The sequence below is a fragment of the Chloroflexota bacterium genome (assembly GCA_016875535.1).
GTDB lineage: Bacteria > Chloroflexota > Dehalococcoidia > SHYB01 > SHYB01 > VGPF01.
Map to the genome: position 1 here is coordinate 50,011 of VGPF01000002.1, position 15,755 is coordinate 65,765.

The 15,755-nt window shown below is 63.6% G+C and carries 15 protein-coding genes; 5 read left to right on the forward strand and 10 right to left on the reverse strand.

What is annotated here, in order from left to right; genetic code table 11:
* Positions 1-21: 21 nt before the first annotated feature.
* The 5 genes from FJ039_01085 to ftsY all read right to left on the reverse strand — a co-directional run bounded on the left by FJ039_01085 (position 22) and on the right by ftsY (position 8,228).
* On the reverse strand, positions 22-1,335 hold the full coding sequence (locus FJ039_01085; GenBank protein MBM4404769.1) for an NAD(P)/FAD-dependent oxidoreductase: 1,314 nt from the start codon (positions 1,333-1,335) through the stop codon (positions 22-24).
* Entirely contained in the window at positions 1,332-2,420 is a 1,089-nt protein-coding gene (locus FJ039_01090) for a flippase-like domain-containing protein (protein MBM4404770.1), read from the reverse strand. The genes FJ039_01085 and FJ039_01090 overlap by 4 nt, the downstream gene beginning before the upstream one ends.
* 61 nt (positions 2,421-2,481) lie before the next feature.
* Entirely contained in the window at positions 2,482-4,767 is a 2,286-nt protein-coding gene (locus FJ039_01095) for a TIGR03663 family protein (protein ID MBM4404771.1), read from the reverse strand.
* Positions 4,768-4,775: 8 nt separating this feature from the next.
* On the reverse strand, positions 4,776-7,274 hold the full coding sequence (locus FJ039_01100; GenBank protein ID MBM4404772.1) for a hypothetical protein: 2,499 nt from the start codon (positions 7,272-7,274) through the stop codon (positions 4,776-4,778).
* A gap of 3 nt (positions 7,275-7,277) precedes the next feature.
* Entirely contained in the window at positions 7,278-8,228 is a 951-nt protein-coding gene (ftsY, locus tag FJ039_01105) for a signal recognition particle-docking protein FtsY (GenBank protein MBM4404773.1), read from the reverse strand.
* 158 nt (positions 8,229-8,386) lie between these two features.
* Between ftsY and FJ039_01110 the strand changes: the two genes are divergently transcribed.
* A complete protein-coding gene (locus FJ039_01110; GenBank protein MBM4404774.1) occupies positions 8,387-9,265 on the forward strand; it encodes an LLM class F420-dependent oxidoreductase in 879 nt (292 codons plus the stop codon).
* Between the two features lie 88 nt (positions 9,266-9,353).
* Here FJ039_01110 and FJ039_01115 read toward each other — a convergent pair whose 3' ends face one another.
* From FJ039_01115 to rnc, 4 genes are all read right to left on the reverse strand, one after another.
* On the reverse strand, positions 9,354-9,848 hold the full coding sequence (locus tag FJ039_01115; GenBank protein MBM4404775.1) for a type II toxin-antitoxin system VapC family toxin: 495 nt from the start codon (positions 9,846-9,848) through the stop codon (positions 9,354-9,356).
* On the reverse strand, positions 9,848-10,063 hold the full coding sequence (locus tag FJ039_01120) for a hypothetical protein (GenBank protein ID MBM4404776.1): 216 nt from the start codon (positions 10,061-10,063) through the stop codon (positions 9,848-9,850). The genes FJ039_01115 and FJ039_01120 overlap by 1 nt, the downstream gene beginning before the upstream one ends.
* A 155-nt stretch (positions 10,064-10,218) precedes the next feature.
* Positions 10,219-11,151 carry an SDR family oxidoreductase gene (locus FJ039_01125; protein ID MBM4404777.1) on the reverse strand — a complete coding sequence of 311 codons (933 nt, stop codon included), beginning with the start codon at positions 11,149-11,151 and terminating at the stop codon, positions 10,219-10,221.
* An 89-nt stretch (positions 11,152-11,240) separates the two neighbouring features.
* Positions 11,241-11,939: a ribonuclease III gene (gene rnc / locus FJ039_01130; protein MBM4404778.1), complete on the reverse strand. Its 699-nt coding sequence runs from the start codon at positions 11,937-11,939 to the stop codon at positions 11,241-11,243.
* Positions 11,940-11,998: 59 nt separating this feature from the next.
* Here rnc and FJ039_01135 point away from each other — a divergent pair, with 59 nt between their 5' ends.
* The 4 genes from FJ039_01135 to FJ039_01150 are packed head-to-tail and all read left to right on the forward strand — an operon-like array spanning position 11,999 to position 14,860.
* Entirely contained in the window at positions 11,999-13,288 is a 1,290-nt protein-coding gene (locus tag FJ039_01135) for a CCA tRNA nucleotidyltransferase (GenBank protein MBM4404779.1), read from the forward strand.
* Positions 13,281-13,514 (forward strand): hypothetical protein, encoded by a 234-nt coding sequence (locus FJ039_01140; GenBank protein ID MBM4404780.1) that lies wholly within the window; start codon positions 13,281-13,283, stop codon positions 13,512-13,514. The genes FJ039_01135 and FJ039_01140 overlap by 8 nt, the downstream gene beginning before the upstream one ends.
* Before the next feature lie 2 nt (positions 13,515-13,516).
* The gene (locus tag FJ039_01145; protein ID MBM4404781.1) at positions 13,517-14,584 is read left to right on the forward strand and encodes a hypothetical protein; all 1,068 of its coding nucleotides are present in this window, start codon (positions 13,517-13,519) and stop codon (positions 14,582-14,584) included.
* Between the two features lie 3 nt (positions 14,585-14,587).
* A complete protein-coding gene (locus tag FJ039_01150; protein ID MBM4404782.1) occupies positions 14,588-14,860 on the forward strand; it encodes a hypothetical protein in 273 nt (90 codons plus the stop codon).
* Here the strand turns inward: FJ039_01150 and FJ039_01155 are convergent.
* A complete protein-coding gene (locus FJ039_01155; GenBank protein MBM4404783.1) occupies positions 14,857-15,735 on the reverse strand; it encodes a hypothetical protein in 879 nt (292 codons plus the stop codon). The genes FJ039_01150 and FJ039_01155 overlap by 4 nt on opposite strands.
* Between the last annotated feature and the right edge of the window lie 20 nt (positions 15,736-15,755).

Sequence of the window (15,755 nt, forward strand, 5' to 3'; positions counted from 1 at the left end):
TCCGATGGGATCGGGCGGCCCCTACGCTTCCATCATCAGCTTGGCGACGTGGCGGCCGAGCTTCACGCTGTAGTTGGTGCCCCGATCCTCCGGGTAGATCTGGGTGGTGTTCGCCAGCCAGAGGTCCTTGATGGGCGTCTTGAGCTCAGGGATGTTCCGGGAATAGTCCAGGCCGATGATGGGCTGGGCGGCATCCTCTTTGTAGTAGTAGCGCTTCTTGACCCAAGAGGGATCGAAGTCCGGATTGATCTTTTTGAGGGCGGGGATATAGGCCTGCCACAGCTCATCGGGGGTCATCTTGTAGTAAGGGCTGTCCTTGGCGAGGTAGTTGGAGAGGTAGACCAGGTGCGTCCCGCCGTAGTGCGACCTGTCTATGAAGTTGGTGTGCTCGATGACGCCGACGAAGGGGATGGAGCGATCGGCGACGTTCATCCAATAGGCCCAGCTGAGCTGACGATCCATCTCCAGCACCATGACGACGGCCGCCTGGTAGACGACTTTCGAGAGCTTCGCCGTGTAGTCAGCAGGAAGCTCGGGAACGAGCTTGGGGAAGATGTATGAGGGGGTAGTCGAAAGGATACGGTCGAACTCTCGGACCTCTTCTCTGCCGTCCTTGTACTTCACTTGGAGACCGACGGCCCGACCATTCGCCACGACGACCCGCTCCACGGAGGCGGGATAGACGACATCCACGCCCCGCTCTTTCAGCTTCGCCTCCAGGACATCGAAGATCTCGCCGAAGCTGCCCATGGGATAGCCGAGCTGCTCCTTGCCGAAGGTCTTTCGCGACGTTGTGCGGAGGTAGATCTTGCCCCAGAGCCAGACCATGGCGACCTGCTCCGTGCTGACGCCGAACTTGCCGCGCAGCATCGGCTCCCAGATGACTTCGAAGATGCGTTTGCCGGCGTGCCGCTTCATCCAATCGGCGGCGGTGACCGATTCGTACTCTCGCGGCCAATATTTCTTGCGCTGGAGGCGCAGCGTGAGAAGGCCCAGCTTGATGCGGTCGGCCAGAGGAAGCGGGCTGAAGCGTAGGAGGTCGCCGGGGGTGGTGAACTTGTGGATCTTGCCGCCGTAGAAGAAGCCGACCTTGGATTCGATCCAGGCAAGCTTGGGGCCGAGGCCGAGCTCGTGGATGAGGTCCACCATGTAGCGATCGCTGCGGAAGAGGTGGTGGTAGCCCTTCTCCAGGCGGCCGCCGCCGACATCGAAGGTGGCGGCCTGGCCGCCCAGGAAGGGGGCGCGCTCGTAGACGGCGACCCTGTGGCCGGCCTTCGAGAAATCGTAGGCGGCCGAGAGGCCCAATGCGCCGCCGCCGATGATGCCGATGTTCATTCCTTGGCTCCGGCGGGCGTCTCTAAGAGGCTATCCGCCCGCTGGCGGGCAATCATACCTAACGACATGTGCTGCATCCACATGAAGACGAGGCCGAGGACGGTGACGGGGACGAGGAGGGCGACGTGGAGGGCGATGGTGAAGGCCGTGGCGACGCCGCTGGCAACATCGAGGCCCTCCAGGGTGAGGCGCGCGCCCCACTCAAAGGGGCCGACGCCGCCTGCGCTGGAGGGGATGCTTGTGGCAAGGTTGGAGGTTGAGGTGGTGAAGAGCATGCCGTGGAAGGAGACATCCATGTCGAAGCCGTAGGAGATGATTTCGAACATGGCGGCTTCGGCGATCCAGATGGGGAAGGTAAGGACAAGGACGGAGAGAACGCGCCTGGGGCTATGGAGGGTGCTTAAGCCTTCCACGAAGCGCATGCCTAGAGCATCTATGACGGCCTTGCCCTTTTGGGGCACGACGCGCACGAGCAGGCGAACGAGCCAGCGCCCGAACTCGGGTCGCATGGCGATGGCAAGGAAGAGAGCGAGGATGATGATGAAGGGGGCGGCGACGAAGAAGATGAGGAGGCCGACGGGGATGCCTGAGTCATCGGAGAAGTTGCGGAGGAGGTCGGGCAGAGGAAGGAAGGGCCAGACGAAGAGGGCGATGAAGAGGAGGGCGACGCCATCGAAGACGCGCTCGATGATGATGGTGGCGAGGGCGGCGGTCTTGCTGACGCCCTCCTTTTCGCCGATGTAATAGGAGCGGACCAGCTCGCCGAGGCGGACGGGCAACAGGTTATTGGCCATGTAGCCGATAACAACAACCGGGAAGAGGCGAGGAGTCGAGATCCTCTTCATCGGCCCCAAGAGGTAGCCCCAGCGGACGGCGCGGAACCAGACTCCTACGAAGTAGACGGCAATGGCGGGGATGAACCACCAGTAGTTGGCGCTTTTAAGCGCGTCGGCGGTCTCCGATAGGTCAACCTGCCAGAAGAAGAGGGCAAGAAGGGCGGCGCTGAAGGCCAGGCCGATGAGGAAGCGGCGCGAGGTGAACAACGGGGTCAGGACTCCAATCGAAGGCGCGGGGACGCCTGGGATAGGCGGCGCAAATCAGGATACGTAGTATACGGGGAGGGCAAGGTGGGACGCCAGAGTTCCGTTATGTCCCCAGCTTGCGGAAGTAGGCGTAGCCGCTATCAATGGCCGGGGAGCTTTTCAGGTCGCGGTACATGTAGTAGCGGAGGAAGTTGTTCCAGTCCTCGCCGGAGGTGAAGTCTCCCCTGAACTTCTTGAAGGAGTATCTCTGATAGGTCCAGGGAGCGAACCACTGGAGGAGGTTGAAGCGCCGGCCGTCATCGTACCTGGCCCGGTCGCCGGCCTGGAACAAGACGCGCTGATTGCCACTGCTGAGAATGACGACATCGGCGGTCAGCTCACCGGTGTAGTTGGACATATCGCGGTGGGAGGCGTTTTTATAGCCGCGCAAGTACCAGCGCCAGGGGGCCAAGGCCGCGCCGGAGGTATCGGCGTAGATGACGAGGTTCTTTCCCTTGCCCGAGGTGCGGGCAAAGGCATCAATCTGGTGCACTATCTCAAGCATCTCATCGTCGGTCTGGGAGTAGACGAGGAGCTCTTTGGGGTCATCGTCATTGGCGAAGGCGGCGGCGGTGGCGGCGCGGAAGGTGAAGAGGGTCATGAGGGCAACGAGGGAGAGGGAGACGACTTTCATCCCGGTCTTGAAGCCGAGGCGGTACCAAATGTAGGCCCAGAGGTTGATGAAGAGCGCCGTGAAGATCATGGGGCCAACGAACCGCCAGATGCCGATGGAGGACTCATCCCAAGGGACGCTTTTCACAAGGGCGTAGAGGGCGAGCGCAAGGAGAGGCACGGCGACGAACAAGAGGAGCCCGCCTTTCCTCGCCGCTTCAGCCCACGGCACTTTGCCCAAGAGATCGCCGACGGCCTTGCCAGCAAGCACAGCGGCCGGAAGCGCTAGGTGCGTAGTGAGCCAGGGCATCTTCTCGCCCGCCACCATGAAGAGGATAAGGGAGATGATGAGCCAGTGGACGAGGAACCATTCGAAGGGGTCGCCCTTGCCGAGGGCGAAGAGGTTGATGGCGAGGAGGCCGACGGCGAAGGGGGCGAAGACGGCCTTGGAATCCGTGAAGGCGCCGATGCCGACGGCGATGAGGGTGGCGAGCAGGATGATGATCAGCGAGGCGACGACGACGTTCGCGCCGCGACGGACGGTGTAGGCGGCGATGGCGGCGATGGAGACGAAGAAGACGGCGGTCTCATAGAGGCCAAGGGTCATGAAGTAGTAGTACCAGGGCTGGCTGCCGCGCTCGACGGCTTGCTGGGCGATCCAGTAGCCGAGGGACTGCCAGACGCCGGTGCCGATGCCGACCATGTTGGTGAAGAATGTGGTATGGAGCGTGAACAGGAGGAGCCAGAAGGCGACCATGGCGATAAGGAAGACCCACTTGCGCCACCAGATGCCGATGATGAGGGAAACGATGAAGAGGATGAAGACGATGATGCCCGCCGCGGCATAGGCGCCGCTGCCGCCGGATGGGGCGCCGACCTTTCCGGCGCCCAGGGCGTTGTTGTTGTTCACCAGCTCGATGCTGCTGAGGCCGCCGGGCATCTTGTCCACAAGGGCGCCGACGGCGGCTGAGAAGAGCGGCAAGGCGAGGGCCAGGATGAGGATGAACCAGCCGCCGGAGACCCGGGCGGCATCTTCCGAATCGGTGAAGAAGGCGCGGAGCCACCAGACGGCCAGAAAGCTGACCAGGATGGCGAAGTGGATGAAGGCCGTCTCCTTGGTGGAGAAGGAGAGGGCCAGCAGGAGGGCGCCGATATAGAGGTAGCGGTTCTTCTTGGAATCCAGATAGCGCCAGAGACAGACGATGAGGCCGAAGTCCCAGACGAGGACGAAGGGGTCTTCGCGAAGGAAGCGGCTGAAATAGAGGAGGGATGGGGAGACGGCGATGAAGGCCCCGGCGCAGAGAGCGCCCCACTTGCCCATGCGGGAGCGCAGGAGAAGGGGCATGAGGACGAGCGCCGCGCCGAAGAGGGCGGGCATGACGCGGGGGGCGGCGAAGGTATCGCCGAAGAGGAAGAGGCCGGTCGCTCCCATCATGTATTGGATGGGGCCGTGGGACCAGGGGCTATGGTTATAGCCTTCGCCCCGGAAGAGCTTCCAAGCGTCGTAGGAGTGGATGCTTTCATCGTAGTGGACGGCGCGGGCATCCAGGTTCCATAGGCGCAAGGTCAGGGCGAGGGCGAAGAGGGCGAACCAGAGGATCGCCTCCCAGGGAACCTGGTCGAGGCGGATGGAAAGGCGCAGCTCGCGCCCGGAGGCGGGAGGCGCGGCAGGCGGCGAAACCTGGGCAGAGGGGTCGCCCTGAAGCGCTTCTATCTCACTCTGTGAAAGGGAGGCCATGCCTATCCTTAGGAGGAGTCACGAGTTCTGTATATTACAACGCGCTCGTTCCTATATTCGACTTCCATGAATTGAGCGAACTTCCGGCCGACGTCCGGGCCGTAGGTCCCCCGCTCAAGCTCGCCGATAAAGACGTAGTCGGCGTCATACTTCTTCAAGAGCCGCGCGACCTGGACGACGTTCGTGCTGCGGAAGATGGCGTCCACATCGCGGAAGCGCTCCTGGATGGGGTCATACGGGTCGCCGCGCCACTGGTGCTGATGGCCGGGCCAGCCCAGGATCGTGGGGATGCCGGTGCGCATGGAGACCCGGCTGATGGAGGCGTCGTAATCGCCCGTGGGACGTCCATCGCGTCCCGGCATCGCCTCCACGACGACCTTATCGTGGTCAACGATGCTTCGCAGGTAGGCAATGGCCTCCATCTCCTTGGGGTCGCTGCGCTTGGCGGAGGCCAGAGCATCCAAGGTGCGCGAGGGCATGCCCTTGACGGCCTTGTTCTTGACGGCGGGCGGCATGTAGGCCATCCCGGCGGTGATGGCAGCGGCGAAGGCGACCAGAAGCCCGACAAGAGCGAAACGCGGGAGCCGCCGCGCCGCCCGCAGGCGCGCGGCCCACCAGTAGAGGGCGATAGCGTCCGCGACGGAAAAGAGCGCCCAGGTTTGGTAGTAGAACTTGAAGACGGTGTTCATCCGGTTGTTGAAGAGATCCACGATGCGGAAGAGCTCTGCGCCCATGGTGAGGAGCAGGCCGAGGAGGATGAGGACCAGAACAAACTGGATGGGCGTAGCAGCCGTCCCTTCCTTCCGGGCCTTGTGGATAAGGACAAGCAGCGCCAGGCCCATGAGGATGAACCAGGGCATCAGATGCCAGAAGCGCGTCCCGATGGCGAGCAGGCCCTCCGTGGTCTTGCCTTCGTGAACGTCTATGCCCAGCTCGACGCCGGCCCAGAGGGCGAAGGGGACAAGGGGGAAGAGGACGGCCCAGAACCAGGTGCGAGAGAGGAGAGAAGGGGCAGGCCCACTCGTGTTTCCGTTCCCTCCAATCGAAGGAGCGGGGTTGCCGGAGGATTTGCTGTCTGCGCCCCAGAGCCAGCGGAGAGCGCGGCCAATGCGGTCGCGGAAGGTGACGACGAAGAGGCCGACAAGGAAGGTTGTAGTCAGCAGGAGGAATGGCCCCCAGACGAGCGTGAAGTGGACGGGCCGCGTCATGACTCGGCGAACGGGAAGGATGCCCTGGGCCTGGGAGTCAAAGAGGACGTAGAAGGGAAGATAGAGGACGATGGCAGCGACGGCGAGGACGAGGAGGACGGCTATGAACTCCCACCATTCGACGAGGGCGCCGTGGAAGCGGGCGTGGAGGGCGCGCAGGAGGATGCAGGCGAAAATGAGGGCGGCGAAGGTGGGCAAGTCCCAGCTGTTCATGAAGCCCAGGCCGCCGAGGACGAGGGCGACGAGGACTGCATGCCAGGGGTGGCGCCGCAGCCAGGTGATGTCCACGATGGGGGCGGCGCGCAGAATGGTGAGGCCTATGGCAACGGCCAAGAACATGAAGGGCAGGGCCATCACGTGGGGGTGCATATCGCCGAGCATGAAGCTGAAGAAGGGGAACTCGGTGATGGTGTAGTCAACGCCGCCCCCGCCGCCGGGGAAGCTGTTGATGACCCGGGTGGAGCGCCACCACCACCAGGTGCCGTCCGGGAAGCGGCCGACGCTGACGTCCGCACCGGTGAGACCGTCCACACGCACCCACTTCCAGAAGCCCTCCGAGCCGACGCCGTTGGCCTGGAGGTATTCCAAGAAGGCCACGAGATTGGCCATGAAGAGAAGGAGGACGATGGCGAGACAGCCGACGAGGGCCGCCGTCCTGAAGCTCGGCGGCTTGATGGAGGGGAGCCTGATACCGCGCACGACGTTGTAGGCGACGCTGAAGGCGCCCGCGGCGGCCATGGCGGCGAAGGAGGCCAGGGCGAGGTTGTAGGCGACGCTTGAGGAGATGCCAGTGAGCTTGGTGACCCCCGCGACCATCAGGTAGCCGAAGTAGTAGTAGGAGATGGGCTCTCCCGCGAACCAGGCGTCTTGCGGAGGAAAGCGATCGCTCTGCAAGACGCTGTTGAGGAACATGAAGTCCATGGGCTGTTCCGTGTGGGCGATGTCCGGCATCAGACTGCGAATGAGGGCCCAGACGATGAAGACGCCCAGGAATACGGCCTCCGTGGCCAGGACGAGGCCCCACTGCTTCTTGAAGAAGTCAATGACGACCTTGCGGCGGCGCGGCGCGATGAAGACGATGACGGCCAGCATCACGAAGGCGATATCGAAGGTGAGGCCGCGACGATTAGGGACAACGTGGCCCAAGAGCCAATAGGCATAGGCGAAGATGAGGAGGCTGAGGGGACGGCTGAAGGCATAGCCGCGATCCGGCAGGCGGTGGAAGAGGACGAGGGTGATGGGGAGGGTGCAGATGCCTAGGAGGAAGAGGGTCAGCCACCAGAAGAAGGCATCGAGCACGGGTTAGACCTCGCGGGTGAAGAGGGCGTCCACGAAATCGGCGGCGGAGAAGGCGGCGATATCGTCCACCTGCTCGCCGGTGCCGACGAAGACGATGGGGAGCTTCAGCTGATCGGCGATGGCGAAGGCGATGCCTCCCTTGGCCGTGCCATCGAGCTTGGCCAGCATGATGCCCGTGACGCCCACGGCCTCGGCGAAGCTCTTGGCCTGGGCCAGGCCGTTCTGCCCGGTGACCGCGTCCAACACCAGCAGGGTCTCGTGCGGGGCCTTGGGATCGAAGCGCTGGATGACGCGCTGGACTTTTTTGAGCTCGTCCATAAGGTTGGTCTTGGTGTGCAGGCGGCCTGCCGTGTCTATCAGTACTACGTCAGAGCCGCGGGCTTTGGCCGCCTGGAGGGCATCGAAGGCGACAGCGCCGGGATCGCCGCCGGACTGGTGGGAGACGACCTCCACATTGATGCGCTTGGCCCAGATCTCCAGCTGCTCGGCGCCGGCCGCCCTGAAGGTATCGCCTGCGGCCAGAAGGACCTTCAAACCCTTATCCGTCAGGGATTTGCCGATTTTGGCGATGCTGGTGGTCTTGCCGACGCCATTGACGCCCACTAGAAGAACAACGTAAGGCTTTGCAGGCAGGGCGGGCCTCTCTTCCACGGCCAGGGCCGAGGGTCTGCCCACCACGTTCAGGACGCGGAGCATCTCGTCCTTGAGGATGGCCTGGACGGCTGCGCCATCGGCGACTTTTTCCTTCTTCACGCGCTCCTTGATGCGGCCCAAGATGTCTATGGCGAGCTTGGCCCCCACATCGGCGGCGATGAGGGCCTCTTCCAGCTCGTCCCACACGTCATCGCCGATGGTGGGCTTGTCCAGGATGCCAAGGATGCGCCCAAAGAGGCCGGAGCGGGTCTTTTGGAGGCCGGATTCGAGCTTTTGCTTGCGTCCAAAGAGGCGGATCATAACCGGAGCATGATAGCAGAAGGAGAGGGAGAATTTTCCACAGATTACGCAGAAGACGCAGATGTATCAGGAAAGGAGACGGGACAAGCATTGGAATAGGACGAGGCAACTCGTATACTGCCGGGGCTGCAACGCTCCCATGCGAACGAGGTACCCACATGAAGATCGGCGTGCTCTTCCCACAGACGGAAATCGGGACGGACCCCGGGGCTATACGCGCCTACGCAGAGACGGCAGAGGCCATCGGCATTGACTATATCCTCTTTTACGAGCACATCCTGGGGGCGGACGTGGCCTCCCACCAGCCCTGGAAGGGCGTCTACGATGCGCGGCACATGTTCCATGAGCCTTTTGTGACCTTCGGCTTCATGGCCGCCGTCACCAAGCGCATCGAGCTGGTGACGGGGGTGGTGGTAACGCCGCTGCGGCAGACGGCGCTGCTGGCGAAGCAGGCGGCGGAGGCCGACGTGCTGAGCAACGGGCGGGTGCGCCTGGGCATCGGCGTGGGGTGGAACCATGTGGAGTACGAGGCGCTGGGCGTGGACGTACACAAGCGGGGGGCGATCCAAGAGGAGCAGATCGAAGTGCTGCGGCATCTATGGACCAAGCCGATCGTCACCTTCATGGGGCGCTTTCACACGATCACAGCCGCCGGCTTGAACCCCATGCCGGTCCAGCGCCCCATCCCCATCTGGATGGGGGCCTATTCCGAGCGCGCCCTGCGCCGGGCAGGCCGCCTGGCCGACGGTCTTATCCCGGCGGGGCCGGGGCTGACGGACCACATCAAGGGCGTGGTGACCGCCTTTCGCAAGCACGCCAAGGAGGCGGGCCGGGACCCGGCGAAGCTTGGCGTGGATGCCAGCGTGGTGCTGGCGAAATCGTCCATCGAGCAGTGCGCGGCGCAAGCGGCCGAGTGGAAGGCCTTCGGCGCGACGCACGTGCGCATCAATACGATGGATGCAGGCGTCACCGGCGCGCAGGGGCACATCGAGGCGATGCGGAAGTGGCGCGAGGCGCTGCGGCAGCGGGGGATCTGAGAGAGATAGCCACAGGTAGCCAGGCATCGCAAGAGCAGGGACGCGTCTCGCGCACCGAAACAAGTGAGGGATTCAGTAGAACCCTGGACTATTCGCCCCGGATACGGCTCAGCAACTTAGAGGCTCCCGGGGTTTCCGGATTCAGCTGGGACAAGTCGATAGCAGCACATGTCTCGCTGATTCTCTTATCGGCCACCACAACATACATCGCTTCGTCGTCCAGCGCCTCTTGAAGTCGGCGCGCAGTCGCCACATGCAGGGCGTCACCCGCTCGCAGCGGGTAGTCCGGCAGCAGCGCTAACGCCTCTGTGACAAGCGCGCTTTGGAGTGGTAGCACGATGATGGCATACCTATTCAGGTCCTCGGCAAGCGTCCCCACAATCATGCTGTAACGCGCTTGGGTTATCTCTCCATTTTTAAGCAACCTGGCTGAGGAAGAGCTGATCTCGAAAATGGTCAGATGGGAAGTGACGAAGGTCTCGTCTGTCGCCTTATTTCGCACCAGCTCTGTGACGATATCCGAGCCAGCTTCCGACTTGTACAGTTTCATCAGGGCGGAAGCCTCAAGGTAGTAGACGGCCATCAGCCCTCTTCCCTCATCTTGTACAACCCTGCGGTAAGCCTTTTGTCGCCGAGCTCCTCGTCGAGAATCGACCGGAGCTTATCTGTGGAGACAGCGTACTTGCCATACCGTTTCCTGAGCGCATCCAGAGACCTTTGCACCTCTTGGCTCTGAAGGGTGGAGATGCGTAACATCGTAGCTGTAGCGCCCGGCTTTTTGGATTTGTAGCTTGCCATCGTGATCCCCTCTGCCCTTATCTGCCCGCCTCGTCGTGCCCAGCATATCGTTTCTGTCCGAAATGGCTAGGTGCTAATACCTTATCACAATGGGCAGAGCGTCTCCCCTATCGGGCTAGCCATAGCCTTAGTCTGGAAGACGGCCAAACCCGTCCCTACCCCGGCAGCGTTGGCCGGGGCATGCCCCACATGGTGGGGCCGTAGGGCGGCGGCAGCTTGGCGCTGTCCACCAGCTTGTGGTCCACCACAAAGCCGGGGGCAAAGACGTTCATGCCGGAGTAGTAGAGAGGCGTTGGGTGCGTGGCGAGGAAGGCGCAGGTAAGGCCGGGGACATCCACGCCGAGCGCCTTGCTCACATCGAAGCCGAAGGGGCCCATATCCTGAGCCAGGCGCTCGGTGCCGACGAAGCCCGGCTCCAGGTTGATGACGGCGATGTTGAACTGCTTGAGCTCCTTGGCCAGGCCCGGCGCGATGCGGTTGAAGGCGGCCTTGCTGACGGAGTAGCCGAGGCCCCAGCCGCCTGCGCCCAGCATGTTGGGCGTCTCATGCCAGCCTGCGGCGGAGGTGACGTTGATGATGACGCCGCCGCCCTGTTTGCGCATGGCGGGGATGACGAGCTTGCAGAGGAGCAGCGGCGAGAGGACGTTGCACTGGAGATGCTGGTCGAAGAGTTCCACGGGGGTGTCCACGAACCAGTCCATGTGGCCGGGGCCGATATAGCGGGCGTTGTTCACCAAAACGTCTATGCGGCCCCACTGGCGCAAGGCCGTCTCCACGGCGGCCTCCACCTCTTTCCGGGCCAGCAGGTCGAGCTTCACCACCAGGGCCTGGCGGCCTAGGGCTATGATCTCCTTCGCCACCGATTCCAAGCTCCCAGGCAGAGGCGTGGTGTCCGACTTCTTGACGGTGGAGGAGTGCTCAAAGGCCTGGCCCTCCTTCACGGTGCGCGCGCAAAGGACAACATCAAAGCCCTTCTTGGCAAGCTCCAGGGCACAGCCGCGGCCGATGCCTCGGCTTGCCCCGGTGACCATCGCGACCTTCGCCGGCTTGGACATACGAGCCTCCTTTGTGGGCAACGGGGAGACCATCCTTCGCAGAGCCTCAGGGCAGGCTCCAGGTCGCCATTATTTGATTGATTTTGGGGCGACCATGCAAGGTCGCCCTTACACGCAGACTGTTAGGATTCGCCGCGGAGCTTCACCAGGGCCTGGCGGGCGGCCTCCTGCTGGGCGGCGCGCTTGCTGCGCCCCTGGCCCCGGCCCATGACTTCGCCGTCCACAATGACCTCGATCTCGAAGTCCTTCAAGTGGTCGGGGCCTTCCGAGCGGATGACACGATACTTGGGCGCGCGCCCGCCTTCGGCCTGGGCCTCTTCCTGCAGTCGGGACTTGAAGTCCTTTGGAGGAGCATCGGAGAGGGCCGCCAGGCGCTCTTCAAAGAGGGCCAAGGCCCACGCGCTCGCTACGGCGTAGCCCTGATCGAGGAAGACGGCGCCGAGGACGGCTTCGAAGGTGCGGGCCAGATTGCGCTCCTTGGCGCGGCCGCCGGACTGCTCTTCGCCCTTGCCGAGGAGGAGATGCTCGCCGAGCTTGAGGCGCTGGGCGATCTCCGCCAGTGTGGCGGAGCGCACCAGATCGGCGCGCATGGTGGTGAGCCGGCCTTCCGGGACGTCCGGGAAGCGGCGGTAGAGCGTTTCGGCGATGGCGGCGCCGAGGACGGCATCGCCCAGGAACTCCAGGCGCTCGTTGCTCAGCGAAGCCTCATCGGGCGATTCGTGGAGGTAGGAGCGGTGGACGAGGGCCTGCCGGAGCAGGGCAAGGTCGTTGAAGGAGAGGTCGAGGCTGTTTTCGAGGTCTTGGAGGGAGCGATTCGCCATAGCGGAGGCAATGATAGCACCGGGGCCAACGGGGTCAAACTGGTATAATCCGACCGCCCATGCCAAAGGCCGCCGCCGAATCCAACATCAAGCCCCTCATCGAGCACTTGCTGCCCGCGCAATCGCTCAAGCTGCTGAGGGCGGTCGCGGCCATCGCCGATGAGAAGGGCCTGAGGGCCTACCTTGTGGGCGGCGTGGTGCGCGACCTCTTCCTGGTGCGGGAGAACTTCGATCTCGACGTGACGATCGAGGGGAACGCCCAAGAGGTGGCGGGGCAGGTGACCCAACGCCTTAGGGGACGCCTAGTGAGCCACGACCGCTTCGGCACGGCCACCGTCTATGCCGATGGGGGCCATGTGGACCTGGCGATCGCGCGGACGGAGAAGTACGCGCGGCCCGGCGCTCTGCCGGAGGTCGCGCCCAGCACCATCGAAGAGGACCTGCGCCGCCGGGACTTCACCATCAACGCCATCGCCGCCTCCATAAACGCCAAGGACTTCGGGCGCATCCTGGACCCCCTGGCCGGGAGGAAGGACCTTGACGCTCGGCGCGTTCACGTTATCCACGATCAGAGCTTCACTGACGATGCGACTCGTCTCTTGCGGGCCATCCGCTACACGGCGCGCTACGACTTCGGCATTGACCCGGAGACGGCGCGACTGATGCGCCAGCAGGCCTCCATGCTCAAGACGATCTCGGGCGACCGCATCCGCCAGGAGTTCGTCCGCATCCTGGAGGAGCATGCGCCGGAAAAGGCGCTGGCGGCGGGACACCGCTTCGCCATCCTGCGGGAGCTGCACCCGGCGCTGGTGTGGGACCAGTGGCTGGAAGAGGCCTACCGCCGCGCCCGCCTGGAGGGCGATGGGACGCCGGCTGTCTACATGGCGCTCCTCTGCTTCCGGCTGGACGCCACGGACGGCGAGGCGATCGTCAGGCGGATCAAGCTGCCCGCCGCCATGGCGAAGGCCGTGCGCCAGGCGCAGGAGATCCGGCTCCTTTCGGACGCCCTTGGGAAGCTGGAGGCGCGCCCGAGCGACATCTTTGAAGCGCTCAGCGGCAAGGGCGATGAGGCGCTGGCGGCGGCGAGGGCCGCCTTCGGCGGGTCGCTCGTGGGGAAGCGGCTGGACGACTATATCGAGCACCTCAAGACCATCGAGACGGCGCTGGGCGGTAAGGAGCTCATCGCGATGGGCGTGGCGGAGGGCCCGGACATCGGCGCGGTGCTGCATATGCTGAAGCGGGCGCGGCTGGATAGCCTGGTGAAGGACAAGACGGGGGAGGCGGCGATGGTGAAGGCGTGGCTGACTCATCGTGTAGAATCTGAGAAGCAAGGGAAACCCAATGGTTGAAGCAACGGTTGAAGCATGCGGCGTCTGCGGCGACTCGATGGAGACGGACTACGTGGCGAACTGCGCCTTCTGCGGGCGCAACTTCCACCTGACGTGGGATACCCGGAAGCCCATCAAGGACTGCGGCCGCTTTGACCTGGACGAAGAGAGCCTGGGCCTCTTTTTCACCTGCAACCCGTGCCTCCAGACGCTGGGCGGGCCGCAGAGAACGCTGACGCGAGGGTGAGCATGACGATGCGCAGGCTTGGATCGGCGGGGGCGGTTCTCCTTCTCGTTCCGCTCCTGTTCAGCGCGTGCGGCCCTGCAGGCAGGGACGAGGGCACGAAGGCGGTTAACCATGAGTCGCTGAATCTCATCCCCCCTGGGGTGACGGTGGTCGCCAGCGCGCGCATGGAGAAGCTCTTCAACGGCCCCCAGGTAAAAGGACTCTTGGAGCGCATCACAGAACTGGCAGGCGAAGAAGTCAGCGGTGTCCTTAGCCTAACGGGCGCGGAGGCGACGTGCGCCTTCAATCTCAGGCCGAAGTTCATCGTCGCCTTCGGCTCCTTCAAGGGCGACCGGCTTGCAGGAATCTTGGACAGCAATGGGAATCCCCTGGAAGAGGGCGACTCTGGAGCAATCATCACCGAAGGGTCCTACGAAAAATCACGGGTGCTCAAATGCTTCGTGGGACCGGACGGCGCCGCGCCGAAGGCTGTTTCGTACAAGGGTGTGGAGGTCTACCAGGCCGTAAGCGGCGGCGACCCCCTCTCGATCGCCTTTCTGAGCGATGGCCTTTACGCAACTGGGACGCCCGAAGTCATCGTCTCCGTCATTGATATCTTCAAGGGCGAAAAGAGCGGTTTGCGCGGCCCGCTGGTGCGCTACCACGACCAGCGGGATACGGCGCTCGCAAAGGTCAGCGCCACCGCAATAGGCGACCTGATAGGAGAAGAGGACCAGGATGCGCAGGATGTCCCCGCAGCGTTTCGGAAGATCCAAGCTCTCACGCTTCAATTTGAGAAGGCGCGCAGAGATTTCGTTGTGAAGGTACGGGTGGACCTGCCGAGCAGGAAACAAGCGGATGATCTCAGGACAGTTGTGGGTGCGGCTCAGGCCCTAGCCAGCCTGTCTGAGGACGAAGACGACGATATGGAGGGAATCATCAAGGCCCTCAGCGATATCTTCAAGAGGACTCGCAGCGCAGTCTCAGGAAACAGCTATGTGCTCAGCATCACGTTCAGCCCTGACGATATTGAGTCCTTCATGGCGACCGCACTGAAGGCTGCTCAAGAGCTCCAGGACGAAGAGGAGTAGGCCATGACTCAGATGAAGCCGGTGCCGATAACGACGCTGAAATCGCCTGCGGCTAAGAAGGGCTCAACGCCTATCTGCCACGTCTGCCGGAAGCCCATCTATGACGATATGGACTCCACCTGCCGGGTCTGCACCAAGCCGGTGCACATCGCCTGGGAGCAGGGAGCGCCGGAATCGGCCTGCAGCAAGGTGGTGGCGATGGTACAGTGCTGCGGCATCTCCTTCGTCTGCAACCCATGCTCCGAGCGGGACCGCCAGTTCGGGGAGCAGGGCTAGCCCTTCGCGGCCTTGGCCTTGCGAATCGGCGTCTTCCCTGATTGCCGCTGGCGGTGGAAGAGATATTGCTGGGCGTAGGCGGCATCCTTGCCGAAGTAGCTCGCGGCCCACTCCCGCACCACCTTGTCCGTCACCTTTCCCCCCGGCAGGTACCAGCGCTTCACGGCGCGCCGGATGTGGACGTCCACGGGGAAGGCCTGCCCCTTATCCAGCGAAAAGGCCAGCACGCAATCGGCGACTTTGGGGCCCACGCCGCGAAGCCGCTCCAGGGTGGCCTTGGCCTGGGCGTAGGGCTTCTTGCGGAGGCCCAGCAGGTTGATGCGCCGCTTGATCACTTGCCGCGTCATCTTCACCAGGTGCACGTCGCGGTAGCCCAGCCCCAGCTTCGCCAGCTCCGCCTGGGTGGCCTGCGCCAGCTCCTCCACCGTGGGGAAGCGCCGGAACGGGCCTTCCGGCGTCTCGACCAGCGTCCCATAGCCCTCGCAGATGGCGTTGATGTTCTTGGTGATGCGCGGGATGTTGGAGTTCTGGGAGACGACGAAGGTCACCAGACACTCCCACGGCTCCTGCCGGATCAGCCGCATGCCGGGATAGAGGCGCGTGGCGCGGACCATCCGCGCATCCTTGCGGATGCGGCGGTAGACGGCGGGGAGGTCATCGTCAAGGCGGAGGTAGCTGCGGAGGACCGGCGCGGCAACCGCCTCGGCTAGGGGCGCGGAGGTGAAATCGACGGCCTGGGGGCCGGCCTGGCGGACGCGGAAGAGTATCCCTTGGACGATGCCCTCGTACGCCTCGCCCTCGCGCCGCCAGCGGAAGGCCTGGCCCGATTCCAACGTGTGCTGGAGATTGAAGGGGCCGTTTGCGGTGAGGCGCATCGCTCTCCCTTGGGCTGACC

Excerpts from the sequence above, each read along its gene's own strand:
- FJ039_01125 (MBM4404777.1), bottom strand. The coding sequence starts at position 11,151 with ATGGTCTCCCCGTTGCCCACAAAGGAGGCTCGTATGTCCAAGCCGGCG.
- FJ039_01120 (MBM4404776.1), bottom strand. The coding sequence starts at position 10,063 with ATGGCAAGCTACAAATCCAAAAAGCCGGGCGCTACAGCTACGATGTTA.
- rnc (MBM4404778.1), bottom strand. The coding sequence starts at position 11,939 with ATGGCGAATCGCTCCCTCCAAGACCTCGAAAACAGCCTCGACCTCTCC.
- FJ039_01110 (MBM4404774.1), top strand. The coding sequence starts at position 8,387 with ATGAAGATCGGCGTGCTCTTCCCACAGACGGAAATCGGGACGGACCCC.
- FJ039_01135 (MBM4404779.1), top strand. The coding sequence starts at position 11,999 with ATGCCAAAGGCCGCCGCCGAATCCAACATCAAGCCCCTCATCGAGCAC.
- FJ039_01155 (MBM4404783.1), bottom strand. The coding sequence starts at position 15,735 with ATGCGCCTCACCGCAAACGGCCCCTTCAATCTCCAGCACACGTTGGAA.
- FJ039_01095 (MBM4404771.1), bottom strand. The coding sequence starts at position 4,767 with ATGGCCTCCCTTTCACAGAGTGAGATAGAAGCGCTTCAGGGCGACCCC.
- FJ039_01150 (MBM4404782.1), top strand. The coding sequence starts at position 14,588 with ATGACTCAGATGAAGCCGGTGCCGATAACGACGCTGAAATCGCCTGCG.
- FJ039_01145 (MBM4404781.1), top strand. The coding sequence starts at position 13,517 with ATGACGATGCGCAGGCTTGGATCGGCGGGGGCGGTTCTCCTTCTCGTT.
- FJ039_01140 (MBM4404780.1), top strand. The coding sequence starts at position 13,281 with ATGGTTGAAGCAACGGTTGAAGCATGCGGCGTCTGCGGCGACTCGATG.
- FJ039_01115 (MBM4404775.1), bottom strand. The coding sequence starts at position 9,848 with ATGGCCGTCTACTACCTTGAGGCTTCCGCCCTGATGAAACTGTACAAG.
- FJ039_01085 (MBM4404769.1), bottom strand. The coding sequence starts at position 1,335 with ATGAACATCGGCATCATCGGCGGCGGCGCATTGGGCCTCTCGGCCGCC.
- ftsY (MBM4404773.1), bottom strand. The coding sequence starts at position 8,228 with ATGATCCGCCTCTTTGGACGCAAGCAAAAGCTCGAATCCGGCCTCCAA.